Here is a 1,880-nt window from a genome sequence, read left to right as displayed (position 1 = left end):
ACGTTCGTGAACACGGCATCGCCATTCCGACCTCTAACATGGCGGCATGAACACCATCCCCCACCCCGAAGGCCAGATCGACTGCACCGTGCACGGCGCAGTTCTTCAAATCTGCATCAACCGCCCCGCCAAGCGCAACGGCTTCACGCCCAAGATGTTCCGTGAACTGGGTGAGGCCTACACCCGGCTGGACGACGACCCGGCCCTGCGCGTGGGCGTGTTGTGTGCGGCGGGTGCGCATTTCACGGCCGGACTGGACTTGCCGACCATTGCGCCGCTCATGCAACGCGGCGAAAAGTCGGTGCCGCTGGGCTTGGTCGACCCGTTGAACCTGGGCATGGACGGTTACCGCCGCCGCGTCAAACCCATGGTGGTGGCGGTGCAGGGCATCACCTATACCTTGGGCATCGAGCTGATGCTGGCCGCCGACATTGTGGTCGCAGCCGACGACTGCCGATTCTCGCAACTGGAAGTGCAGCGCGGCATCATGGCCACGGGCGGGGCCACACTGCGCATGGCTGAGCGGGCGGGCATGGGCAACGCGCTTTTGCACTTGCTCACGGCCGATGTCTTCGACAGCGCCGAAGCCCTGCGTCTGAACTTTGTGCAAAAGGTCGTGCCTGCTGCGGGTTTGCTCGCCGAGGCCATGCGCATCGCCGAGCAGATCGCGGCCCAGGCTCCGCTGGCGGTGGTGGCCACACGGCAAAACGTGCTCAAGGCGGTGGAGCACGGACCGCTGGTGGCCATGCACGACTTTTTGCCCGTTCAGCAAAGCTTGTCGCGCAGCGAAGACGCGGCCGAGGGCTTGCGTTCGTTTGTGGAAAAACGTGCAGCGCGATTCACCGGGGCTTAAATGGGCCTTTTCAGGCTTTTTCTGGCCTGTTCGGGGCTGCCTGGTTTGAGTTGGTCGCCAAGTTGAACCTCGGCCGTGCCCCACAATCGGCGCATGACCGACACGAACGCCTTGCACCCCTACGCCGAACTCACCCCTGACCGGGTGATGGATGCCTTGACCGATTTGGGTCTGTGGCCCGATGGCCGTTTGCTGGCGCTCAGCTCTTACGAAAACCGCGTTTACCGCGCCCACCTGGACGAACCGGTGCAAGGCAGCGCAGCGGTGGTGCTCAAGTTTTACCGGCCAGGGCGTTGGAGCCGCGCACAGATTCAGGAAGAACACGACTTCGCTGCCGAGTTGGTGGCGGCCGAAATTCCAGTCGTCGCCCCGATGGCGCTGAATGGCGGAACCTTGCACCAGTGCGCTGGTTTTGATTTTTCGGTCAGCCCCTTGCGAGGCGGCCGCACGCCCGAGCTCGATGACTTCGAGGTCCTTGAATGGATCGGCCGCTTCCTGGCCCGCATCCATACGGTGGGCGCGGCCAAACCCTTTGAACACCGCCCCATGCTGGATGTGCAGACCTTTGCGCAAGAGCCAGCGCAGTGGCTGCAAACCCACCAGATGATTCCGCTGGAGGTCGAGCGCGAATGGCGCGAAGCCTTTGCCGAGGCACTGGCGCTTGTGCAAGAACAAATGGCGCACGCTGCAGCAGACCGCAAAACGATCCGCCTGCACGGTGACTGCCACCCGGGCAATATTTTGTGGACACCCACCGAGCTGCCCGGCGGCGGCCCGCACTTTGTAGACCTGGATGACGCCCGAATGGGGCCCGCCGTGCAAGACCTGTGGATGCTGCTCTCAGGGGACCGGGCTCAGCGCACGCAGCAGCTGTCGGCCTTGCTCGATGGCTATGAGCAGGTGCGCGACTTTGATCGGGCCGAGCTGAGCCTGATCGAGCCACTGCGCACCTTGCGTTTGATCCATTACAGCGCCTGGCTGGCGCGGCGTTGGGAAGACCCGATTTTCCCGGTCAACTTCCCTTGGT

At 63.5% G+C, this 1,880-nt stretch carries 2 protein-coding genes; both read left to right on the top strand.

Annotation, left to right across the window (positions count from 1 at the left end):
- Positions 1-46 precede the first annotated feature (46 nt).
- On the top strand, positions 47-853 hold the full coding sequence (locus Q0341_RS10015) for a crotonase/enoyl-CoA hydratase family protein (RefSeq protein WP_299512747.1): 807 nt from the start codon (positions 47-49) through the stop codon (positions 851-853).
- 93 nt (positions 854-946) lie between these two features.
- Positions 947-1,880, top strand: a 934-nt coding sequence (locus Q0341_RS10010; protein ID WP_299512744.1) for a serine/threonine protein kinase, incomplete at its 3' end; no start/stop codon positions are given.

Source organism: uncultured Limnohabitans sp., assembly GCF_937889215.1.
Classification (GTDB): Bacteria; Pseudomonadota; Gammaproteobacteria; order Burkholderiales; family Burkholderiaceae_C; genus Limnohabitans_A.
The sequence above is the reverse complement of the archived record's forward strand: the minus strand, read 5'-3'. Positions and strand labels throughout refer to the sequence as shown.